Raw genomic sequence first — 15,070 nt, forward strand, 5'->3', positions numbered from 1 at the left:
GTTATACCACATGCCTACATACAACAAATTAGTGCGGGACAAAATTCCGCATATTATCACATTCAGCGGTAAGGGATGCCGCACACGCATTCTAGACCCGGAGGAATATAAGAAAGAACTAAGAACAAAGCTGCAAGAAGAATCGGATGAGTACATGAGTGCAGGAAGCGATCAGGAAGCTCTGGAAGAACTAGCAGACATGCTCGAAGTGATCCGGGCGCTGGCAGAGGTACACGGTGCCAATGCGGCACAGCTTGATAAGCTGCGGGCCGACAAGGCTGAGACACGCGGTGGATTTCAGGAGAGAGTGTATCTGATCGATGTCGACGAAGCTTAACGTTAAACTAATTACGGACAACCTGGCCGATGAACTGATCACCCGGATGCAGCATGCATCCGGGATTTATATTATGACGTCCTTTATCATGCAGTCTGGTGTGAAGCTGCTTGCCCCGCATTTGAAGCGGGCGGCAGAACGTGGAGCCGAGGTGCGGATGCTCGCGGGAGACTATCTGTATATCACGCAGCCGGAAGGATTGCGGGCGTTGTGTGAGGTTGATCCACGAATTGAGACACGGCTGTGGCGAAGTATGGGCACTTCTTTTCACCCAAAAGCCTATCTGTTCGATCATGATAACGGGGAAGGGCTGCTGATCGTCGGTTCGTCGAACTTCTCGTTTACTGCCCTGAAGACGGGATATGAATGGAATCTGGCGATGAATGCGGAGGCGGAGCCGTATACGTTTCAGATGGCTTTGGACAAGTTCATGCAGAGCTTCTACCACGAGACAACCTTGCCGGTGAACCCGGATTCGATTGAACTGTATGAGGAAGAGTACCGCAAATATCACCAGAAGAACCCGGAGATGATCCAGCGGATCACGGAGATGGAAGAAGCTGAGTTCGGGACAGGTCTACCGGAGGACAAAGAGGAAGAAACCGCCGAGCTGTCGCTGGTGCCGATTCAACCGCGCTTTGCGCAGTTGGATGCTTTGGAAGCACTTCATGGCACGATGGAGGAGCAGTACGACAAGGCGATGGTCGTCATGGCGACCGGGCTTGGCAAAACGTATCTGGCGGCCTTCTTCGCCCAGCGGTTCCAGCGGGTGTTATTTGTGGCGCATCGGGAAGAGATTTTGTTCCAGGCGAAGAAGTCTTTTCAGCGGGTCATGCCAGACCGCACTCATGGGATATATAACGGACAGTACAAGGATGGAGCGGCGGATTGTGTGTATGCTTCGATCTTTACGCTGAGTATGCAGAAGCACCGGGATGGATTTGCGGTGGATGCATTTGATCTGATCGTGGTGGACGAATTCCATCATGCGGCGGCGAAGACGTATATGTCGGTGATTGAGCATTTCCAGCCTAAGTTCTTGCTGGGCATTACGGCAACCCCGGATCGACTGGATGGCAAGGATGTGTATGCGCTCTGTGATGGGAATGTGGCTTACCAGATGCATTTTATTGAAGCGATCCGGCGAGGTTGGCTGGTGCCATTTCAATATTACGGGGTATTCGACGATACGGATTATTCGCAGATTTGCTGGATCGGCACGAAGTATGATGAAGAACAGCTCATGGCTGTTCAGTTGCAAGAGGAGCATGTGGAGACGATTTTTGCCGCCTGGCTGCGGCACAAGCAGACGAGAACGATTGGCTTTTGCTCGTCGATCCGGCAGGCGGACTATTTGGCTGCGTATTTTCGCAGTCAGGGGGTGAAGGTGCTCAGTCTGCATTCGCGTACATCGGAGATGTCGCGGGAGGAAGCGATCCGGCAGCTTGATGCGGGCGAGCTTGAGATTGTGCTTACAGTGGATTTGTTCAATGAAGGAACAGATATTCCGCGTGTGGATACGTTGTTGTTTGTGCGTCCTACAGAGTCACTTACGGTGTTCACCCAGCAGGTGGGGCGTGGTCTGCGGCTGGCGGAAGGCAAATCGCATTGTGTCATCATCGACCTGATCGGGAATTACCGCAATGCGGATGTGAAGCTGAGTCTGCTGGATGTGCGTGGGGAGCTGGAGGGAACCGCAAGAGACCGGGATTCGGCTGTGCCTGAAGTTCCAGACAACTGCGGGATTCATCTGGAGACCCGGGTGGTGAACCTGCTTCGGGAGCTAAGCCGCAAACGGCTGCCGCGCCGCGAGAAGCTGCATCAGGATTTTCTGGATGTGAAGCGAGAGCTGGGGCGTATTCCGACTTATGTGGAGCTACATCTGATGGGACGCTCAAAGAGTATCGGGTATCGAAGCGAATTTGGCTCCTATGTTGGATTTCTGTATTGGGCGGAGTTGCTGTCCTCGTATGAGGGCGAGGTATACGTCCGGCAGGAGGCGTGGCTGCGCGATGTGGAGAAGACGGTCATGAACAAAAGCTACAAGATGATCGTGCTGCTGTACATGCTGGAGCGAGGCGAAGCACACTGGATGGACCCGATCACGCCGGGGGAGATGGTAAGCTTTTTCCATACGTATCTGACAGAGAAGGAATATCGCAAACGGAAGGACTTTTCGGACAAGGACAAGCTCCCGTTCTGGGAATGGAATGAGAGGACGGCAAACGAGATTGAAAAGTTGATTATCGACATGCCCATGTCCAAGTGGAGCGGGGTGAAGGGCAGTATGACACGGTTCGAAGATGGCGTGTTCTCGCTGAATGTGCAGGTGCAGGATGTGGAGGAACAGGGGCTGCTATATCGCTGGACGAAGGAGATTTGTCTGTATCGGTTGCATGCGTATTTTGAGCGGGGACAGTAGTAGAACACATTTGTGAATTTTATATATACTGATCAATGGACCACATTCACTGCGGAAGGTGGTCTTTTTTTTAAAAATCATACCTTTTAAACAAAGTAAAAACCATAAAAGTATAATTTATTGAATAATTTTCTATAAATAGTGTAACTTTGTGAGTCGTCGAGTTGTTAATTCTATAAGGAAAGGAGGAAAAAGAATTATTCATACATCAGGTATTACATAACTAATTCATAAAACTCAAAAGAAAGAGGTAATTTGGTAATGAAACAAAAAATCATTTTAAGTGGTTTGTTATCTTTGGCTTTACTTCTTCCAGCTACTGCAGGAGCACAAGCAGTAGAACTTAACGACTCCATTTCCAACAATGGTTCAACCGCAACTTATTATCCTGGAGACGAAACAACCATTAATGGTATACCAGAATCTGAAATTATTACAACTCAAGATGTTATTGTTACTAAATTTGTATCGTATAAACCCAATTATAAAACTCGTGTCCCTGAGTTCAAAAAAATAGTTTCGTTCTCCCATGATAATACAAGAAGCTCTACTCCAGCTGAACAAGTTGTTAGCATAACAAAATCAGCATCAGTTGGATCTGAGTTCTCGGGTAGCATAAGTTTCAGTGGGGAGATTAAAGCCGGGATTTTTGGTGGTCTCAAAAACGAATATTCCATAGGTTACAAAGAAACACGAGCTACAAATGAAGCTGTAGGCGCTTCTACTAAAGCTACAGTACCACCCAAAAAATGGGGGTATATTGATATGTTTTATGCCGGCACTCAAAATGGAGGAGGCTTAACCTACTATACCTATAGTACAGCTAATCCGGACAAAAAGGCATATAATACCATTACCATCAATGCAAAAGTTTATCCATCAGATGACTTGGACATCCATTCGAAGTCTTGGTCTCAGTAATCCAATGAGGTTTTCCAAGGGGATCGTAAGATCCACTTTTTCATAAAAGGAGTAGGAGTGATACTTAATGAAAAATGTCAAAGTTATTTTAACTGCATTGTTATTAACAGCTAGTATGCTGGGTGGGTGTAGTAGTGATACTCAAACTAATCCAGCGGTAAGTCCACCGTTAACTAGCAGTAATACTTCAACAACCAATAATGAAGATAAGTACACGGAGTACAGAGATCAATTTTACGCATTTAAAGAAAATTTCGATCCATCGCCACAGTTCAAACTCATTTCTCCAGATGACTATATCGCGGCGGGAACGGTATCTTTCCCGGACAGTGTAACTATAGATAAAGAGAAAACAGATGCATTAACCTCTGAAGTTCCTACCAAATACGATCTCCTTTACAAGTCCAAAAAATCTAACATGATTGCTAAAGTCAACTTCATTTATCTGGATGATGTTGAGTTCAAAGAAGATTCCGACTTCATCACTATAAATACAATTTCACAAGCAAGAAATGAGAATGTCATTGAAGAGTATCACGACCTTAATAGACCCATGATTGATGAGTACTTTCTTAGGTATAAAAACAAATTGATCGTAATTAACTTTGTTGAGCAAGTGGAATACCAATCAGAAGCGCAATATCAGAAAAAGGCAAGCAGCTATGTAGAAGAGCAATTGAAATTTTATGAAGTATTTGAGAAGGCACTTAAAGAGAATTTCTAAATAGAAGATAATCAAGTGTCTATACAGTGTGGTCTTTGATTGTGGGAGTCCAGTGCTGTTACCCCTCAAGCAGATAGTGAAAACGAGATCATGGTAAATGGACTCGACACTGGAAGCTGGAGGGGTCATGACAGCGAAGGAACAAAAAAAATTTCGTTCCAAAATTAACTTGGCGAACAAATTCACGATTTGAATCCCCTTACTCATCACTTATACTTCTTCACCCTCCACAAAAACCATAATCGCTTGATACAAAAACCTCAAAAAATCCTCATCACCAAACTGATCAAAATAAACCGCATAGCGACGATCCGTCGTATAGGCTTCTGCGATACACCTCAGAATCTCAGCATCACAACTCATAAATTGCTCCAGACAACTCTTCCATTCACCCACTAACGCTTGCACCTCACCAGAATTAGGAGATAGATCCTGATGCTTCGCTAACTCCCGAAATACCTGCTCCATGTTGATCGAGAACTGCTGGTAGGCTTTTTCTTGTTCTTCAGCAGACAGTTGGTTCACATTAGCTTCGAATTCCTGATATTTCTCGGTATCTCCATATACAAACTTTGCCTCAGATTGATACTGCTCTTCGATAGACAAAATGGAAGAATCGTCAAACAGATGAAGATGAGAGATATCCGTTCCATCTACATACTCGTCCAACTGGTCGATGATGGTTTCGAGCTTTTGTTTTCGTTGAACGAGTGAACTGCGATGCTCTCTTAGGATATCTTTTTGTTCTTCTTTGGAAAGTTGCATCATGGCTGCAATGTCTTTTAATGAGAAATTCATTTCTTTGAACAACAGAATCATTTGCAGATTCCCCAGCGCCTCTTGATCATAATACCGATAGCCATTGTCCTCGACTTTGCTCGGTTTTAAGAGATCGGTTTTATCGTAATAATGTAATGCGCGTTTGGTGATGCCAGTAATCTGAATGATATCTTTAACGGTGAAATAGGGTGTCTTCATTCCAAAAGTCCTTTGTTTCAGCAAGGATGACACTTGCCGGAGTGATGGTCGCTTCGGTAATCGGTATACCTGTTTTGTTCAGATAATATTGGATTAATTGATAACCGCATGCATAGCCAGCCGCATAGGGCATACCTACGGGCGTGAAATTTTGCATTATGGCAAGTTCATCTCCGTATAGATACGGATTAATCTGGTCAAAACCGGTGACATGCAGCTGGTCCTTCATTTTCGGCTTGATAACGTTGTTCAAAGTCTCCATATCCGTTTTGGCTACCCAGGGGCCTAGCAACTCTTCTCCATACAGGGATGTCGCAAAGCTCTCGGCCAACCCCTCACTAACAACCATTTCGCCAAGCGTAATCTGTGGATTCCACTGGATATGTTGATACCTCACGTTATGATTGCATTCATGGGCCAACACCGATTGCATACGAGGTAGAGTATAGCTATTGGGGATCAGGTTCGCAATAATATAACCCGGGATTCCACCATCTCCGCTGATACCTTCGTTCATGGTGAGTGAAGGGCTGTTCTTATCGCCTAATAAAATCGTGTATAGATATTCGGAGACCGACAGTTCAATCCCTTGATCTGTAAAGGTGGATAGACTTGTACGAACAGCTTCATGACACTGTTGCCAAAATGCTTCAGACGAGATCGCTGCTAACGATTCGTTAATCTCGGTCGTGATATCTGCGGGAGCGATGTTCATAAAATTATTCATCATAATCACATCGAAGCCGTGAGGCTTGCTTGATCGAAATGGAATCTGTTGAATGTTCCATTTGTTCATGAAAGGACTCATCATGTGCTCGCGGTATAACTCCAATTTGTCATCAGGTGCAGCCTTGATGATCTCTTTATAGATTTTATCTGAGCGTAACGCGGTAATCTTCATCATTAATCTCTCCTTTAGGTGAACTTGAGCCCATTATCAAGTATGACCTTACGTAACAGTCAAGGAGGAATTTGCGATACAATCAAGTGCATTAATCGATCCGATTCTAAGGTAAGATGTAAAAAAAACTTTGGCTGCACTCCAGATATCTATGAAGAATACAGCCAAAGGTTTTTGAATAGTTTAATCTTCCCGCACGTTATCCACGTTTCTTTAATCCCCACAACACATATATGAACAACCCAGCCAATAGAAACGCAGGTACGATAATGGGTTGTGCCAGGTTGCCAATGGACATTGACGTCACTTGTGAACCAACCAGACTGACCGCACCGCCCCCAACAAACAAAGCGACAATCCATAAGGCAAAAGGGATCAATTTTCTTACATTTCTTCTATACCGCGTAATCATCATGATCATTACCAGTACGAACAGAACGAGAAACAGGGATTCAGTGATTGACGTCCATCTTCCCATTTGACTCATTGACTCAATACCTTGTTCGCTTATGAAACCACCAGAAGTCCACTGCTGTGATTGAACTATTCGATCCGATTCAAAGGAAATATAAATGCCATAAAATAAAATCATTAGTATGAGATACATAAGCATGGCTACTTTTATACGACGTTTATCTGGTTCATTGTTTAAAATAACGTTCATAGATGCACCTCTTAACCTGAATAATGGGTTTTCACATGAAACAACATTGAAACCGATCCGACACCAAAAATGGATATCTTTGTAGTATAATCCATTTGGTTCTGGATCGAAACCATGCGTGAAAGAGGAGTGCTATGAAAAAGAAAAGGTTCTTTTTGCTACTGTTTGTAATACTCGTTACTTCAGCGGTAATTATAATATGGTTCGATAGGTTGGAATCTTCCGCATATCAGACGGAAATGAGAGAAGACTCCAACTCTACAGGCTTGCATAACAACGCATCTTCATTACCCAATACCATTAAAATCATAAATGAAGAAGCAACCCTACAATTATCTCTTAACGACGTCCCAGAGTATAAGCGCTACCTAATGAACGAACAGGACTTCCAAACTGAAATAGATCGTACACAATTGGAGGTATTGGAGGTGCCCTCTTCGGAAACATATTTGATGCTAAAGTATGGCTGTGGAACCAAAGCATGCTCTACCCTTTTGGTGAAAATTGATGCTAGAGGGACACATAGCTTGCCAATGCCTGAGGGCATTTTACAGGATTATAAACTTTCTTCTGATTATCAGCAGGTATTGATTCGGTATGCTTATGATGAAGGTGGTCTGGTCAAGAGACATATCCTTGTTTCCGTGGATCTCAAAAAATTAGAAATCATCCCATATGCATCAACTGATTTTGAAGAAGCATTCATGTTGAAACCGATCTGGCCCATCATCTCTTATGATTGGATAGACAATAACCATTTCACGATTGAAACAGCAGCATTAGAAACAAGTGAATATAGCGTACTTAAAGACTGGTTTGATGCCAAGGATCGTGAAACAAGGAAGGTAACCATTCGGTTGAGTTCATTGGATTAATTTTAGCTAATTAGATGAGAGGGGGACATGCATTTGATAAAAGAAATAGCTTCATTAATGTTGTTGAGTGTAGTTCTTCTTGGAGGATGCCAAACCGAATCGTTAGGTGCTGTTCAGCAGGAACGGGTCGAGTCTCCGACTAAACAGGTATCAACGAAGCCAGAACAAGAGACAAACTCAAAATTGAAATTAATCGGATCTTCTGAGGATGAAAAAGTAAAACTTTATGCAGTTAAAGAAACGGAAGATGCAATTGAAAGAGTGACTCTAGATATAAACGGGCGCGCAAAAGATTTTGATTGGAGCATTTCTCGTCATTCGGGAACGGAGCCGCAGTTATTTTATACCGATCTTACCGGTGATGGTAAGGAAGAGGCTATAATAATTACTCAGGTTGGCCGAGGGACAGGCTTGGATATCTATGAAATTCATGTCGTTAACTCCGATAGCTTATCGGAAATTAAAGTACAGCGTTATGAGGATATTGTTGCTGAGCATATTGAATCGCGTGTTTCTAAAAATGATGATGGAACATTAGCGATTACAGTGAATTCACAAGGGCAAGAGTATAACTTCAATTATGATTTCGATCCAGCACCAGACTACCATCAAGATGAGCTTGCTTTCGGCGGTGTTGTTATTTATACATTGGATAATCACAAAATAAAATTAAGTCTTCCTGGCTCTATTGGTATATCTCCTACATATGTGTGTGACTTCAATATCACGTATACCTTCGATAAAGTCGACAATGAATTTATTGTTGATCAGATTGAAGTTAAACCTGTTGAATAAAAAAATAAGAATGTCTTCAAAAAACGCTTACAAACTTTCAATTCTGCCCTACCTTTTCCGAAACGAAGCTGAGATAATGGGAGATAAACGGGCATGAACCGTTCCCCGCGTCGATCATCATCCACAATAGAAAAATAAATGTTTTATTTCCATAGGAGGATTATTAATGAACACTCAACCACTGGAACTGATCCAATCCACTTCAGGCCAAGCGCTGCTTGCCCAAATGTATGGTCAGCAACAACTGGAAGAACAGACGGCACGTTATACGAAGCTCAATGAATCATTTGAACAGTATTTTGGCGTGCAAGAGGGCAGCAAGTTATTCAGCGCGGCTGGACGTAGCGAAATTGGGGGCAACCACACGGATCATAACCATGGCAAGGTGTTGGCGGGCAGTATTACGCTTGATACGATTGCGGTGGCTGCGCCGACGACGGATTCGGTAATTACCTTTTATTCGGAAGGCTATGACCAGAAATATGTAATCGATCTCACAGATCTGGCACCGAAGACAGAAGACGATGGCACAACGGCGCTGATTCGTGGTATGGCTGCTGGATTTGGAGAGTTTGGATACAAAGTAGGCGGATTCCAGGCGTACATCTCCAGTAACGTGTTCTCAGCGTCCGGGCTGAGCTCGTCGGCTTCGTTCGAGATGCTGATCTGTACGATTCTGAATCATTTCTACAATGAGGGCAGATTAGATGTGGTGGTCATGTCCAAGATTGGTCAGTATGCGGAAAACAACTATTGGAATAAACCGTCCGGTCTGCTGGATCAGATGGCTTGTGCCTATGGTGGGCTGATTGCGATTGATTTTGAAAATCCGGCGGAGCCTGTCATCCAACCTGTACAATGGGATTTCCAACAAAACGGGTACTCACTGGTTATTGTAAACACAGGTGGGAACCATGCGGATCTGACAGAAGACTACGCTGCTGTTCCTTATGAGATGAGAGCGGTTGCTAAGGCGCTGGGCAGCGAATATGTCCGCGAAATTACAGCCGAGGCGATATACGCCAATCTCAAGCAGGTACGTGAAACAGCAGGGGATCGTGCGGTGCTGCGTGCATTGCATTTCCTGGAGGAAAACAATCGGGTGGATGGTCAGGTGCAGGCGCTGCGCGAGGGGCGTTTTGCTGATTTCCTGAAACTGATTACGGCGTCGGGCAACTCTTCCTGGAAGTGGCTCCAGAATGTATATCAGAGCGGTTCGGTGAAGGAACAGGAGATTGGCATCGCGCTGGCATTAACTGAAAATTATCTGCAAAAGCTGGGTGATGGCGCTTGTCGTATACACGGCGGTGGATTCGCAGGCGTCATTCTGACGATTCTTCCCAACGACAAGGTTGAGGAGTATATGTCCTGGATGCACGGCATGCTGGATACGCCAATTATTGTGGTTAACGTGCGTGCACAGGGTGCAGTATGCCTGAATGCATTGGTTGCTAACGTAACCGAATAGGAACATTGCTGAACTGACACATTTCTTATATGTAAAAAAGCGGTTATTTGCCCCGAGTATGGTCAAGGTGAATAACCGTTTTTTGTCATGCCGAATACAAGGTTTAATGCATGAATTAATGTATATTTGTACCCAGAACAACCTCAAAACATAGGAATGTAAAGAGGGTGTTTTTTTACATGTCGAAATTTGTAATAAAATGTACGTAATTTAAATAATAGAGAATCTCCCTTTAAAACATACTTAAGGGTATTGAAGTGATTTTTGTTTTTATATGTAGAAAAATGACAAAATATAGAGTATAGTTAAGGGATAATTTAACTATTTTTTTCTATGAATTAGGATGTAAAGATGAATATTGGATTTTGCTAGTTTTAAAAGCAATGAATCTAGTAACGGGGGATGGATATGAGCTCATTCAGAAACTGGCTTAACTCAACCAAACAAGGCCTTGAGGACCAGGTTAAACGATTCAAGAACAAAGATTTTATGGATGCGGTAGTAGCAGGCTGTGCCTTAGTTGCTTTTGCAGATGGAAGTGTCGATGCTTCAGAGAAGAACAAGATGGCGGGATACATAAATTTGAGTCAGGAATTGAAAGTGTTTGATATGACGGTTGTCATCGAACGTTTCAATCATTATGTCAATAACTTTGAGTTTTCGCCCGAGATCGGGAAACAGGAAGCTTTGAAGGCAATTGCCAAATTTAAGTCCAAGCCGGAAGTCGGCCGCGTCATTGTAGGGGTGTGTAGTGCCATTGGTGCTGCTGACGGCAACTTTGATGATCAGGAGCGTAGAGTCGTAGCTGAAATTTGCACAGTTCTTGGATTGAACCCGGCTGAATTCAGTCTTTAACCATCATAGGCATCTGATGCTGAAAGGAGGTGAATATCAGTGGCTGGTATTAATTTGGTCAAGGGACAGAAAATCGATCTAACCAAGGGTAAAGCAGGATTAACTCAAGTCATCGCCGGTTTGGGTTGGGATCCTGTAGCCTCCAAAGGATTCTTCGGAAGAAAGAAACAGGCGAATATCGATTGTGATGCTTCGGCATTGCTGTTGGATGAGCATGGTCATTTAACGAAGGAAACCAATCTGGTCTGTTTCCATAACAAGCAGAGTCTGTGTAGATCTGTAGTTCATTCAGGAGATAATCTAACTGGCGAAGGCGAAGGAGACGATGAGCAAATCAAAATCAACCTCTCCTCCGTACCTGCCGATGTTCATAGAATTCTTATCGTTGTAAACATTTATGATTGTGTGAATCGCAAACAGGATTTTGGCATGATTGAGCGTGCATATATCCGCATTTTGGATGGGAAAAACTCTCAAGAGTTGGTCAAGTTTAATCTATCCGACAGTTATGCAGGCATGACAGCCCTCATCTGTGGCGAAATGTATCGACATGGTGCAGAGTGGAAATTCTCTGCAATCGGTGAAGGTGCTCATGCGGTACATATCGATGAGCTCGCTCGTCGTTATACGTAGTAAGTGATTCCTCAAAATGCAATTTTGCATCTAATTTTATAGTGAAGCGGAGATGAATCGAATGGCTATCAATCTATCCAAAGGTCAGAAGATCGACTTAACAAAAACAAATCCAGGTTTGGCCAAAATCACTGTAGGTTTGGGCTGGGATACCAATAAGTATGATGGCGGCAAGGATTTTGACCTGGATGTATCCGTGTTCTGTGCGAATGCAGACGGTAAGGTTAACGGAGAAAAGAATTTTATTTTCTTCAATAATCCGCAAAATGAAAATGGTTCCGTAGTGCATACGGGTGACAACCGTACGGGTGAAGGGGATGGTGATGATGAGCAAGTGAAAATCGACCTGCCTAACGTTCCAGCAGACATCGAGAAAATTGCTTTCACAATTACAATTTATGAAGCCCAGGAGCGCAGCCAGAATTTTGGACAAGTCTCCCGTGCATACGTACGTATCGTAAACGAAGCCAATTCCGAAGAACTGATCCGTTTCGATCTGGGTGAAGACTTCTCTATTGAAACAGGCGTTGTTGTTGGGGAGTTGTATCGTCACAGTGGCGAGTGGAAATTCAGCGCTATCGGTAGTGGTTATCAGGACGGTTTAGTTGGCCTTACGCGTGACTACGGTCTGCAATAGAAATTCATTAATTTGTGACCATATAAAAGACAGGAAAGCCGTCGATTTGGCGGTTTTCCTTTTCATTAGAGAATGGGATTTCAACAAAAAGAAAGGTGGACGAATAAATGACAATTAATTTAGCTAAAGGACAGCGTATTGATCTAACCAAAACGAACCCTGGCTTGACACGAGTTGTGGTGGGCCTTGGATGGGATACCAATAAATATAGCGGTGGAGTCGATTTTGACTTGGATGCTTCAGCATTTCTGCTTCATGAAGATGGCAAAGCCAAAGGAACAGACGATTTTGTCTTTTACAACAATCCAACGGGTGGTGCAGGTTCTTTAACTCACACGGGAGATAACCGTACAGGTGAGGGAGAAGGCGATGATGAGCAGATCATTGTGGATTTTAGCAAAGTCCCTGCAAATATTACCCGGATTGGTATTACAGTAACTATTTATGATTATGAAGCGCGCGCACAGAATTTCGGTCAAGTGTCAAATGCTTTTGTTCGTGTCGTAGATGCGTCCAATGAGCGAGAGGTCTTACGTTATGACCTGGGAGAAGACTTCTCGACTGAGACAGCTGTTGTTTTCTGTGAATTTTACCGCTCGGGTACGGATTGGAAGTTCCAGGCGATCGGTAGCGGTTTTGCTGGTGGACTCGCTGCTCTGTGCCAAAACTACGGATTGGACGCCCAATAAGCGAAGAAGAAAGGTGAATCATTTATGGCTGTAACTGTTGTCAAAGGGCAGAAGACGGATCTAACCAAAACCAATCCCGGGCTTTCCCGTCTTACGGTTGGGATTGGCTGGGATTCCTCCTCAGCTCTTGAACTTGATACATCTGCATTCCTTCTTGGTGTTGGCGGCAAAGTATCGGGTGATGAAGATTTTATCTTTTATAACCAGCCGACAACAGCATTTATTACTTACAAAGACACACCCCAGCAATCCGATAAAAAGCAATTTGATATTGATCTAAGCAAAATCCCTGCGCGTATTGAGAAGATTGCGTTCAGTCTGACCATTTATGAAGGTGAGTCCAGAAACCAAAGCTTTGGGCAGGTTCAGCATACCTATATCCGCTTTGGGAATGCAACTAGCGGACAGGAAGCATTGAGATATGACCTAGCTAGTGGATTTACAGTGGAGACGGCGATCGTAATTGGCGAACTGTACCGACATAATGGAGAGTGGAAGTTTAATGCAGTGGGTTCCGGTTTTGCTGGCGGACTGAATGCATTGTGCGGCAATTTTGGAGTGAGTGTAGAGAGTGATGCTTCTTCTTCACAGCCTGCACCCCCGGTACCTCAGCCGCCCGCACCGAAGCCTCCAGCTCCACCTGCTCAGCCGCCTCAACCCAAGATTGAACTGAACCTTAACAAGATTGAACTGAAGAAAAAGGGCGACACGATCAACCTGAAGAAAAATTCTGGCGGACTCGGGGAGATTTTAATTAATCTCAATTGGAATCAACAGACCAGCCGAGGATTATTCGGGCGGAACAAGAGTGTGGATCTGGATCTCGGTTGCTTGTTTGAAATGAAAGACGGTAGTAAAGGTGTAATACAGGCCCTGGGAGAATCGTTCGGGTCCCTGAACCGATATCCGTACATTGCTCTGGACGGGGACGACCGGACGGGGTCAGTGAGGACCGGAGAGAATCTGCGCATTAATGGTGAACGTATTTCTGATATCAAGCGTATACTCGTGTTCACTTACATTTATGAGGGCGTTACGAATTGGTCACAGGCTGATGGAGTCGTAACGATTAACCAGAAAGACGGTCCTGACATTATCGTCCGCATGAATGAATACGGCAGTTCCTTGGGGATGTGTGGGATTGCTATGTTCCAAAATGTGAATGATGAGACGTTCAGTATCGAGAGAATTGTCCAGTTCTATAAAGGACATCGAGCTCTGGATGAAGCCCATAGGTGGGGGATGCGCTGGACTGCCGGCAGTAAATAACAATAACAATTTGAGTTAGCGGAGGCTGCCTTTTCATGTTAAGCGATTTTTTCAAAAGTATTAGCGAGAACTATGGTCATTTTTTCTCTTGGACTGAGATTGTGGCTACACTCTCTGACCCTGTAAGTTGGGGGATTATTGGCAGCTTGATCTTGCTGGAAGGGCTTCTATCTGCAGATAATGCTTTGGTACTGGCTGTTATGGTTAAACATTTGCCTAAAGAACAGCAGAAGCGGGCGTTGTTTTATGGTATTTTAGGAGCTTATATTTTCAGGTTTATTGCCATCGGGCTGGGGACGTTCCTCGTCAAGATCACCTTGATCAAAGTGCTCGGGGCACTATATCTCTTGTATATCGCCTACAAAGGACTATTCAAGTCTCAGGCAGAGGAGAATCAGGAAGGTAAGCAATATTCCTTCTGGAAAACCGTTCTTATGGTCGAGTTGATGGATATTGCCTTCAGCATTGACAGTGTTATTGCCGCATTTGGTATTAGTGAGCAGATTTGGGTGCTTTTCCTCGGAGGTATTATCGGGGTGCTCATGATGCGTGGTGTCGCACAGATTTTCCTTAAACTCATTGACAAGTTTCCTGAACTGGAAAAAGCAGCATTTATCCTTATTGCTATTATTTCTGTGAAAATGATGCTGAGTGCTTTTGGATTCCATATCTCAAACGTTATCTTCTTCTCATTACTAATTGCTGTATTTGCTGGAGCCATGCTTATCAGTTCAGCGAGAAGAAAGAAAGAAAACAAAGGTCAAGCCTAATCATTTTGTCACATTTGCCACCAATCCCTCCGCATTTCGGAGGGATTGGTTTTTATACCCCGACAGCATTCATTTCATGATGCAGACTGACTTTAAGTCAGAAGTGCAAGGAGGAGAATAACCTGAAATATT

At 44.0% G+C, this 15,070-nt stretch carries 16 protein-coding genes; 13 read left to right on the forward strand and 3 right to left on the reverse strand.

The annotated features are described in order from the left end of the window. Nucleotides 1-10: 10 nt before the first annotated feature. The 4 genes from P5G61_RS26855 (at nt 11) to P5G61_RS26870 (ending at nt 4,404) form a co-directional block, all read left to right on the forward strand. Nucleotides 11-337: a nucleoside triphosphate pyrophosphohydrolase gene (locus P5G61_RS26855; protein WP_301249291.1), complete on the forward strand. Its 327-nt coding sequence runs from the start codon at nt 11-13 to the stop codon at nt 335-337. Then, nucleotides 321-2,759 (forward strand): DEAD/DEAH box helicase family protein, encoded by a 2,439-nt coding sequence (locus P5G61_RS26860; protein WP_301249292.1) that lies wholly within the window; start codon nt 321-323, stop codon nt 2,757-2,759. Before P5G61_RS26855 ends, P5G61_RS26860 begins: the two co-directional genes overlap by 17 nt. A gap of 261 nt (nt 2,760-3,020) precedes the next feature. Beyond that, on the forward strand, nt 3,021-3,680 hold the full coding sequence (locus P5G61_RS26865) for a hypothetical protein (RefSeq protein ID WP_301249293.1): 660 nt from the start codon (nt 3,021-3,023) through the stop codon (nt 3,678-3,680). Nucleotides 3,681-3,747: 67 nt separating this feature from the next. Beyond that, on the forward strand, nt 3,748-4,404 hold the full coding sequence (locus P5G61_RS26870) for a hypothetical protein (RefSeq protein WP_301249294.1): 657 nt from the start codon (nt 3,748-3,750) through the stop codon (nt 4,402-4,404). A gap of 210 nt (nt 4,405-4,614) precedes the next feature. Here P5G61_RS26870 and P5G61_RS26875 read toward each other — a convergent pair whose 3' ends face one another. The 3 genes from P5G61_RS26875 to P5G61_RS26885 form a co-directional block, all read right to left on the reverse strand. After that, nucleotides 4,615-5,382, reverse strand: a complete 768-nt coding sequence (locus P5G61_RS26875; RefSeq protein ID WP_301249295.1) for a MerR family transcriptional regulator — start codon at nt 5,380-5,382, stop codon at nt 4,615-4,617. Then, nucleotides 5,357-6,283: a DUF2268 domain-containing putative Zn-dependent protease gene (locus P5G61_RS26880; protein WP_301249296.1), complete on the reverse strand. Its 927-nt coding sequence runs from the start codon at nt 6,281-6,283 to the stop codon at nt 5,357-5,359. The genes P5G61_RS26875 and P5G61_RS26880 overlap by 26 nt, the downstream gene beginning before the upstream one ends. Nucleotides 6,284-6,482: 199 nt before the next feature. After that, on the reverse strand, nt 6,483-6,947 hold the full coding sequence (locus P5G61_RS26885; RefSeq protein ID WP_301249297.1) for a hypothetical protein: 465 nt from the start codon (nt 6,945-6,947) through the stop codon (nt 6,483-6,485). A 134-nt stretch (nt 6,948-7,081) separates the two neighbouring features. Between P5G61_RS26885 and P5G61_RS26890 the strand changes: the two genes are divergently transcribed. The 9 genes from P5G61_RS26890 (at nt 7,082) to P5G61_RS26930 (ending at nt 14,938) form a co-directional block, all read left to right on the forward strand. Next, complete coding sequence (locus P5G61_RS26890; RefSeq protein WP_301249298.1) at nt 7,082-7,822, forward strand: hypothetical protein; 741 nt, start codon at nt 7,082-7,084, stop codon at nt 7,820-7,822. A 33-nt stretch (nt 7,823-7,855) separates the two neighbouring features. Further along, nucleotides 7,856-8,617, forward strand: coding sequence for a hypothetical protein (locus tag P5G61_RS26895; protein ID WP_301249299.1), 762 nt, complete (start codon nt 7,856-7,858; stop codon nt 8,615-8,617). 166 nt (nt 8,618-8,783) lie between these two features. Beyond that, nucleotides 8,784-10,085 (forward strand): galactokinase, encoded by a 1,302-nt coding sequence (locus P5G61_RS26900; RefSeq protein WP_301249300.1) that lies wholly within the window; start codon nt 8,784-8,786, stop codon nt 10,083-10,085. 408 nt (nt 10,086-10,493) lie between these two features. After that, nucleotides 10,494-10,940, forward strand: coding sequence for a tellurite resistance TerB family protein (locus tag P5G61_RS26905; RefSeq protein WP_301249301.1), 447 nt, complete (start codon nt 10,494-10,496; stop codon nt 10,938-10,940). Nucleotides 10,941-10,979: 39 nt separating this feature from the next. Then, entirely contained in the window at nt 10,980-11,573 is a 594-nt protein-coding gene (locus P5G61_RS26910) for a TerD family protein (protein WP_094937156.1), read from the forward strand. Nucleotides 11,574-11,634: 61 nt separating this feature from the next. Next, nucleotides 11,635-12,210 carry a TerD family protein gene (locus P5G61_RS26915; RefSeq protein WP_090997397.1) on the forward strand — a complete coding sequence of 192 codons (576 nt, stop codon included), beginning with the start codon at nt 11,635-11,637 and terminating at the stop codon, nt 12,208-12,210. Between the two features lie 107 nt (nt 12,211-12,317). Beyond that, nucleotides 12,318-12,899 carry a TerD family protein gene (locus P5G61_RS26920; RefSeq protein ID WP_301249303.1) on the forward strand — a complete coding sequence of 194 codons (582 nt, stop codon included), beginning with the start codon at nt 12,318-12,320 and terminating at the stop codon, nt 12,897-12,899. Between the two features lie 24 nt (nt 12,900-12,923). Then, nucleotides 12,924-14,168: a TerD family protein gene (locus P5G61_RS26925; protein ID WP_301249304.1), complete on the forward strand. Its 1,245-nt coding sequence runs from the start codon at nt 12,924-12,926 to the stop codon at nt 14,166-14,168. Between the two features lie 35 nt (nt 14,169-14,203). Next, nucleotides 14,204-14,938, forward strand: coding sequence for a TerC family protein (locus P5G61_RS26930; RefSeq protein WP_090997407.1), 735 nt, complete (start codon nt 14,204-14,206; stop codon nt 14,936-14,938). Nucleotides 14,939-15,070 lie beyond the last annotated feature (132 nt).

The sequence above is a fragment of the Paenibacillus vandeheii genome, assembly GCF_030433635.1.
GTDB lineage: Bacteria > Bacillota > Bacilli > Paenibacillales > Paenibacillaceae > Paenibacillus > Paenibacillus vandeheii.

Bases quoted from the DNA above. Each gene is read 5' to 3' on its own strand.
- P5G61_RS26885 (WP_301249297.1), bottom strand. From the start codon at position 6,947: ATGAACGTTATTTTAAACAATGAACCAGATAAACGTCGTATAAAAGTA.
- P5G61_RS26930 (WP_090997407.1), top strand. From the start codon at position 14,204: ATGTTAAGCGATTTTTTCAAAAGTATTAGCGAGAACTATGGTCATTTT.
- P5G61_RS26855 (WP_301249291.1), top strand. From the start codon at position 11: ATGCCTACATACAACAAATTAGTGCGGGACAAAATTCCGCATATTATC.
- P5G61_RS26880 (WP_301249296.1), bottom strand. From the start codon at position 6,283: ATGAAGATTACCGCGTTACGCTCAGATAAAATCTATAAAGAGATCATC.
- P5G61_RS26865 (WP_301249293.1), top strand. From the start codon at position 3,021: ATGAAACAAAAAATCATTTTAAGTGGTTTGTTATCTTTGGCTTTACTT.
- P5G61_RS26900 (WP_301249300.1), top strand. From the start codon at position 8,784: ATGAACACTCAACCACTGGAACTGATCCAATCCACTTCAGGCCAAGCG.
- P5G61_RS26870 (WP_301249294.1), top strand. From the start codon at position 3,748: ATGAAAAATGTCAAAGTTATTTTAACTGCATTGTTATTAACAGCTAGT.
- P5G61_RS26915 (WP_090997397.1), top strand. From the start codon at position 11,635: ATGGCTATCAATCTATCCAAAGGTCAGAAGATCGACTTAACAAAAACA.
- P5G61_RS26905 (WP_301249301.1), top strand. From the start codon at position 10,494: ATGAGCTCATTCAGAAACTGGCTTAACTCAACCAAACAAGGCCTTGAG.
- P5G61_RS26875 (WP_301249295.1), bottom strand. From the start codon at position 5,382: ATGAAGACACCCTATTTCACCGTTAAAGATATCATTCAGATTACTGGC.
- P5G61_RS26890 (WP_301249298.1), top strand. From the start codon at position 7,082: ATGAAAAAGAAAAGGTTCTTTTTGCTACTGTTTGTAATACTCGTTACT.
- P5G61_RS26860 (WP_301249292.1), top strand. From the start codon at position 321: ATGTCGACGAAGCTTAACGTTAAACTAATTACGGACAACCTGGCCGAT.
- P5G61_RS26920 (WP_301249303.1), top strand. From the start codon at position 12,318: ATGACAATTAATTTAGCTAAAGGACAGCGTATTGATCTAACCAAAACG.
- P5G61_RS26925 (WP_301249304.1), top strand. From the start codon at position 12,924: ATGGCTGTAACTGTTGTCAAAGGGCAGAAGACGGATCTAACCAAAACC.